Raw genomic sequence first — 7,485 nt, forward strand, 5'->3', positions numbered from 1 at the left:
AATATTGTACTAAAACAATAAAATTTACTTGTTTTTAATAATAACTTTTAACGCTAATCTTTAAAATTTATTTTAATAGCTTCAAATTTTAACAATATGAACGCGGTGAAAAATCTAGTTATTTGGTTACTAATAATAGCCGCCACTTCAATGCTTATTGATTCACAAAGGGATAAACTAAGCGACAGATTTCTCAGTACTTTTTTACCATATAAAGGGAGAATTCAAAATAGTGGTCAGAATAGTGGAAGTATCGAATTTACGAAATCATATGATGGACACTTTTATATTCAGGCTCAGGTCAATGATCGCAATATAACGTTTTTGCTTGATACCGGAGCAACCGATATTGTTCTATCACAAAAAGACGCATTACATGTTGGTATTAACTTACAAAACGTTCAGGATTTTAAAATATATGAAACTGCGAAAGGTCAAATAAAAGCTGGTGTTGTTCACATCCCTCAGGTTAAAATAGGAAATTTTTTAGTTAATGATGTACAGGCGAGCGTTAACACTCATTCTATGTCTCATTCACTACTTGGAATGAGCTTTTTAAGATATTTTCATTTCACTATAAGAGATAATAAGTTGATATTATACCGCGACTAAATATTCCTATGATCTAGAACTCTATAGGTCAATATAGGAGCAGAAATAAATATTGCAGAACAAGTGCCAATCAAAATACCAAAAAAAATGATCAAGCTGAAGTCTCTCACTGCATCTGTGCAGATTAATGTCAAAGGAAGAGCAGCAAGAAGGGTTGTACCCGAGGTTAATATAGTGCGAAATAATGTAGAGTTGATACTTGCATCTACTATCTCACTCATCCGCCCACTTTTACCACTTTTGCAATACTCTCGAATCCGATCGTATATAATTACTGAGTTATTGATTGAATAACCAATGACAGTGAGAAGAGCTGCAACTGATGAAATATTAAACTCAATGCCAGTTAGGCTAATAAAACCAACAGTTAAAATCACGTCATGAATCAGTGCTGTTATTCCACTGAATCCACATTGCCAATTAAATCTAAACCAAACGTAAAAAAATATTCCAACAATCGCGATCAACATGGATAACATTCCTTCAAATATTTGTGTTGAGCTTATTTGTGGGCCAACATAGTCTATTTTACGATAACTTATTGAGCTCCCCAGCTTTTCTTCTAGTATGCTTTTTATCTTTTTGATTTTATCTTCATCTCCTTCATCTTTAAAATGCATGACTAAATTATCACCCGCTTTTGAACTCTGCACTGTAAAACCATTTTCTTTTAATGCATCGAGAATAGAGTGATTCTCATCTGAAGATTTTATCTCTATCAAAATTCCGCCTGCAAAGTCTATGCCTAAGTTCACTCCACGTAACACAACAATGAGCATTGAAAAGATGATAAGAATAATGCTAATTAATGCAGTCAAATCCCTATATTTACTAAACTTGATATTGAGGTTATCTGGAATGAGTCTAAGTGCCATGCTATTTACTTAAACTTGAATTTTATATACTTTTCAAAAAATTCACTAGTTTATTTTGTGGTTGAACTTCTCTGTCATCCGAGTAGCTGACACTGGTTCGTTCTATAATGGTGTCATCCCAGTCTGGGATCCAGAAAAATTGATTGTGCACTGAATTGGTGAGTGTAAAATTCTACGTCATACCGCCGCGGTATCTCTTAGCCGCTAACAAGCAGCGGGATGACGAATATACCGCCACGAACCTTCATACCGCCGCGGTATCTCCTTAGCATAGATCCCGCTAACAAGTAGCGGGATGACGAGATTATCGTCATTCCGCCGCAGACCGTCATACCGCCACGAACCGTCATACCGCGATTCATTCGCGGTATCTCTTAGCCGCTAACTCGTAGCAGGATGACGGTTGTCGTTTAGCTATAAATATTAAGAAATTTACCAAACGAAAAAAAAGGCAAAAAAAGCCCCGGTTAATATCTATTTTCAGTATTTGGCGTTTTTTAAGTCTTAAACACTGCAATTTAGCTGCTTTTAAGTGCAACTAACCTTAGCTAAAATGTTTAAGAAATTTACTAAGCAGAAAAAAAGGCAAAGAAATCCCGTGGTAATTAGTGTTCACTCCCTAATCCTGCAAATTGGCGTACTATACTGTCTTAAACGACTTATAAGCGCGTTTCAGCTTATATAGGCAAAAACCTAGAAATGTTGTGAAGACATAGGATGCACATAGTGCAAAAAATTAAAAATAAGACGCCAACTACGTTGTTTTCTTGCTGTTTAATCTGCACAGATGAAGATAACTGAATACCTTCACTATCATGATAAGGGGGCTGGTGGAGTTTGTCAAGCAGCTTTTTCGTTATAGTATAAAGGAGTCCTATTAAAATCTTCTCAATAAAGGAAAAGCGGCAAGGAGCGAACCAAAAGCGATGAGAAAGGATCCAAGCCAGATTATAGACATTCCAGGTTTATAGTGCACTTTAGCTGCAATTTTGCTCTTACTCTTATCAATCTCTCCAATTACAACATAAATATCAGAAAGCAAATTGTGGTAGATACTGCTTTCAACATTTTTTTGACCTTCCGCAAGGTAAAATCTATATTCAGGAGTTACTTCACCCAATATCTTGTTATTCAGCAAATTCCTGATATCCATTGTACCTCTCACTGCATGGAAATTTTTTTCTTTTATTAGCTCAATATTTTGCAAAGTAACTTTAAATTTATTGACTGTTATGCTATCCCCTATTTTTAAGTAATTTTCTTTTTTCTCCTGCCAACCAACTGAATAAGCTATACCAAGCACTAGAATTGCCACTCCAGCATGAGCAAGCATCATTGCATAGTAAGATTTGGAAACTTTTTTTGCGAGTAAAATTGACTCACTAAACGCTGCCTTAAACAAACAAATTCTTTTACTGTATGCTTCTAAAACAAAGATTAATAATGCTATGGAGATAGTAATTGATAGCACAATTATTAGCTCCATGTGAAAGATAAACGGCAAAATAGCTGCAGCACTGCAGAATGAAAATCTATATTCGCGGAATATTGGCAATAGACTATTTCCCTGCCAACGGCAGTATTGCCCGATTATGGTGAGCACTAGAATAGCCAGTGCAATAGGATTAAATAAAGAATTGTAATATGGTGCTCCAACTGAAATTAATTCACCGGTTAAATACTCAAGCACTGTAGGGTATAAAGTGCCAACGAACACAATAAAAAAAGCTGTAATAAATAATAGGTTGTTTATTAACATCATTGTAAAACGTGAGAAAATAGGGAAGTTTTGCTTTGGTATGTCCCCTGATGTCATTCCAGCGCGTGACGCTGGAATCCACATATTTTTTTCCTGGATCCCAGTGTCAGCTACTTGGATGATAGGTGGTTGTGCAAGAGATCTATTCTTTTTTACAAATACGATAAATACTACTAAACTACTTACTGTAATTACACTGAGCAAAGCTAATATATATAGTCCATATTTTGGATCATCTGCAAACGTGTGCACTGAGGTGAGTATTCCTGAGCGGACTAGAAATGTTTCAGTTACACTCAGTATAAAAGTTGTAAGCGTAAGCAAAATAGCAAAATTTCTCAAAACATTGAAATTTCGTACCACAAGTAACAGATGTGTTAGTGCTACTGCAATTAGCCACGGCATTAGAGAAACGTTTTCCACTGGATCCCAAAACCAAAATCCACCCCACCCAAGTTCGCGATATGCCCACCAGCTACCCAAGCTGATGCCCAAAGTAAGTAGCGACCAAGAAATAAGTACCCAAGGCCTGACAATTTTAGCCCAAACATTTCCTTCAGTATTTGCAATTAATCCAGCTATAGAGAGCGAAAAAGGAACGCTAAATCCAAGGTACCCCAAATATAATATTGGTGGGTGAATAGCAAGACCTATATCTTGCAATATCGGATTAAAACCCAATCCATCTGTTTCAATGCCTGACATTTTAGTGAAGGGGTTTGATTCAAGTAAAGTGAACAGTAAAAAACAAAAGCAAATCAGCCCATGAGTGATTAGAGAGATTTTTTTTAATTTACTGTCGTTATCAGTAAAAATACCCATCAGAAATAGGTAAAAGGTAAGCACTAATGTCCAAAGCAACATAGACCCTTCTTTATTTCCCCAAACTCCACAAATCTTATAGATCAAAGGTTTTGTTGTGTGTGAGTGGTAAAATACGTTTTCGAGTGAGAAATCATTTGTAATGTGGCAGTAGATCAAAATAGCCATTGATGTTGATACACAAAAAAATATAGCAGTGGTAATAAACCGACAAGAACTAAGAGGTAAAAACAAATATGTCAAAGACAATAAGCAGGCTATGAGTAGCAATATATTCCCAAGTTCAGGCATAAAAAATTATAGTTTTTATATAAACAATATTACCGATGACAAGTTAGAAGTTAAAGTGTTAATTGACGCTTGCTATTGATGCTAGCATAATGCCCCCGTAGTTAGCTGTGCTAGTATTAATTAAAAATTAAATATTAAATCTTTATACTTTTATAGATAGCATTAATATTGAGGTAACATTATGGGTACAACTAAGATTAGTAAATTTCCATTCAATATAAAAAGTAAAGTGGCAAAACAACATGCCGAACCAATAGTTGAAAAAAATCTCTATACTATTTTAGGATTCAAAAGTAGAGAAGATTTTGAAAATAAGACAAGTAAGTTTGTTAATAAAAAAGTTTGGCAATCATTTGTTGACTGCTTTGCAAAAGAAATAGATTATGCAGCAACTGAAAAAGTTGTAAAAAACATCGTTTGTAACATTGCAAAGAGTGATCAAGGTGATGCTTTTACCAAAACTGAACATCTGATATTAAATGAAAAGCGAGATAATAAAAAGAGAGAAAAAGCGATTAGAAAAACTATTAGTATTTTGAGAAAAATCAATCCAGAAAAAGCCTTCAATGAACTTTCAGTAATAAAAAAACAAGCTGAAGATTTTTTACAAACCGATTTTTATAAAGCTCAGAGTAAATCACTTCAAGGATTTGCTCCATCTGGTGGACAGCTCTTTGCGGAAGTTCTGAAATATATAGAAACACTAGAAAAATTATCCGAAGTAAAAAGAGAAGGGCTAGTTAAAGATTTCTTGTTAAATCATGTTAGTTCATTGAATAAAAAGTATCCTAAATCACAAGGTAAAAGGGAAGATGCTATAACAATACTATCAAGTGATGAGTTGAAGAATTTTTACAATAAAGGTGTAGAAGAAGGAATATTACAACCAATGGTATCTTACAAAGAATGCAGAAACCTGTATGACAAAATGAACCAAATGAAAAATGAATCCAAAAGTATAATTAAAAGAGAAGAACGGGAAGAAAATTTGAAGAAAATAGATAAGTCAATAGTCAGTGCAATTAATGACATAAAAAAACATAGAGAAGCAATCCTTAACTGTAAAGATTTTCAAAGTTCTTACATAAAAGAGAAAAAAGAACATCCATTTAGAGGCAACGCATGTCAAAAAATGATTGATATATATCAAGAGAGAATTGCTGGATATCAGGAGAAAATTTGTCAAAACTTAAGCCAAATAAAAGCGATATTAAAAAGTGCGCCGCAAGAAATGGATGATGTGGAAGAATTAGAGGAAATAATCGATGGTATGCATGAAGCGAAGCAGTGTGATGAAAATTTTGATTCAGCTTTGATTTGTTTATTTAACATACAGAATAAGTTAGATGTTCAGCTAGAAAATCCTCCAACAGAGCTAAGAGTTTCACACATTAACGTTAAAACTGAAGTAACTCGGTTATAAGAGCCAAATTTTTGGGACAATTTTAATTCAAGACAGCTCTTGCAACTTTAGTCTGCGTTTTTATTTGGTTGTGTTTTGTTAAAAAAACTTTAGATTTATTTTATAATCGATACTCAAATATAATGACTCAAACTTGGAATTTGTTGCAAACAGGGCAAAAGAAAGGCTATAAAATTGCATATATTAATGCTCGTATTATCGACCCGGAAACTAAGCTTGATATAAAAGGTTCATTATTGACTGAAGGGGATAAAATTATTGACTTTGGTGAATCATTATTTTCAACAAGTGGGGTCGATGAAACAATAGACTGTAAAGGGCTTGTTCTAATGCCAGGCCTTATTGACATTCACGTACATTTTCGTGAACCAGGCCAAGAACATAAAGAAACTATATATACAGGCAGCAAATCTGCAGCTGCGGGAGGCGTTACAACTGTAGTTTGTCAGCCGAACACTGTGCCAGCAATTGATAGCGTTGTTTTGGCTAAATATTTGAAGTATAGAGCACTTGAAACTTCACATGTAAACATTGAATTTTACGCTAAAATCACCACTTCGGAAGAAAAGTTGACTGAAATGGCCCTTTTAAAGGAAGCAGGTGCGGTTGGGTTCACTGATGATGGCATGCCAGTTATGAACCCAATGATTATGAGACAGGCACTGCTTTATTCAAGTATGCTGGGTGTTCCTATTGCTCAACATGCAGAAGATTTAAATTTATCAGCAGGTGGTGCAATCAACGAAGGTAAAATTTCTGAAGAATTGGGAGTAAAGGGGATCTTGAGTGCGTCAGAATCGGTTATAGTAAGTCGCGATATACTGCTCATGAAAGATATGGAAAATGTGCACTACCATATTTTACATGTCTCTTCAAAAGATTCACTTGATGCTATTAAACGTGCGAAGGATTTAGGATTAAATGTTACATGTGAAGTAACCCCTCATCACTTCACTTTGACTGAAAATATAGTAAAACAACATGGAGCAATTGCAAAAATGAACCCGCCGCTTCGCACTGAAGAAGATCGTTTAGCTATGATTGAAGGTTTAAAGACAGGTGTGATTGATTGCATTGCAACTGATCACGCTCCGCATGATCGTAATTCTAAAGATCTGCCACTTGAAAATGCTGCATTTGGTATTGTTGGCCTTGAAACAATGCTGCCCCTTTCACTTGAACTTTACCACAGTGGGCAAATGGGTCTACTTGATGTGCTTGCAAAATTGACATATAAGCCTGCAGATATAATACACATACCACGTGGTCGTATACAAAAAAACCTTGCTGCAGATTTAATTTTAGTTGACCTCAATCATGAATGGGAAATTAAAACTGACAACTTTGCTAGTAAATCAAAGAATTCCCCTTTCGATGGGCGCAAAGTAAAAGGGCACGTAGTACGTACTGTTGTATCTGGCAAAACTATATACTCGCAGGAAAGTTAGTTATCATACCTTATCTATTCCAATTTATTATCACCAGAATGGGCTAAGTGCACCTAAATTTAAATTAAGAAATCTTAGTCGATTCCACTAGACTTCTTGCATAACCATATAACATTGGGAATAGAAATGAAAAAACTTACTTGACAAACTCCGCCAGCCCCCTTATCATGGTACTGAAGGTATTCAGTTATCTTCATCTGTGCAGATTAAACAGCAAGAAAACAACGTAGTTGGCGTCTTATTTTTAATTTTTTG

Annotated in this window: 5 protein-coding genes; 3 read left to right on the forward strand and 2 right to left on the reverse strand. The window is 34.9% G+C overall.

Translation table 11 applies throughout. The annotated features are described in order from the left end of the window. The first annotated feature begins 96 nt into the window (after positions 1-96). Complete coding sequence (locus OZD67_RS04860; protein ID WP_182182693.1) at positions 97-612, forward strand: TIGR02281 family clan AA aspartic protease; 516 nt, start codon at positions 97-99, stop codon at positions 610-612. Here the strand turns inward: OZD67_RS04860 and secF are convergent. Continuing rightward, positions 609-1,487 (reverse strand): protein translocase subunit SecF, encoded by an 879-nt coding sequence (gene secF / locus OZD67_RS04865; RefSeq protein WP_182182695.1) that lies wholly within the window; start codon positions 1,485-1,487, stop codon positions 609-611. The two genes, OZD67_RS04860 and secF, sit on opposite strands and share 4 nt — an antisense overlap. An 877-nt stretch (positions 1,488-2,364) precedes the next feature. Continuing rightward, positions 2,365-4,359 carry a heme lyase CcmF/NrfE family subunit gene (locus OZD67_RS04870; RefSeq protein WP_182182697.1) on the reverse strand — a complete coding sequence of 665 codons (1,995 nt, stop codon included), beginning with the start codon at positions 4,357-4,359 and terminating at the stop codon, positions 2,365-2,367. A gap of 181 nt (positions 4,360-4,540) precedes the next feature. On the opposite strand from OZD67_RS04870, the gene OZD67_RS04875 reads away from it, so the two are divergent. Together OZD67_RS04875 and OZD67_RS04880 are read left to right on the forward strand one after the other, a co-directional pair. Then, positions 4,541-5,782 (forward strand): hypothetical protein, encoded by a 1,242-nt coding sequence (locus OZD67_RS04875; protein WP_182182699.1) that lies wholly within the window; start codon positions 4,541-4,543, stop codon positions 5,780-5,782. Between the two features lie 122 nt (positions 5,783-5,904). Further along, on the forward strand, positions 5,905-7,230 hold the full coding sequence (locus OZD67_RS04880; RefSeq protein WP_182182700.1) for a dihydroorotase: 1,326 nt from the start codon (positions 5,905-5,907) through the stop codon (positions 7,228-7,230). Positions 7,231-7,485: the final 255 nt, after the last annotated feature.

Source organism: Wolbachia endosymbiont of Drosophila nikananu, assembly GCF_028981865.1.
GTDB lineage: Bacteria > Pseudomonadota > Alphaproteobacteria > Rickettsiales > Anaplasmataceae > Wolbachia > Wolbachia pipientis_B.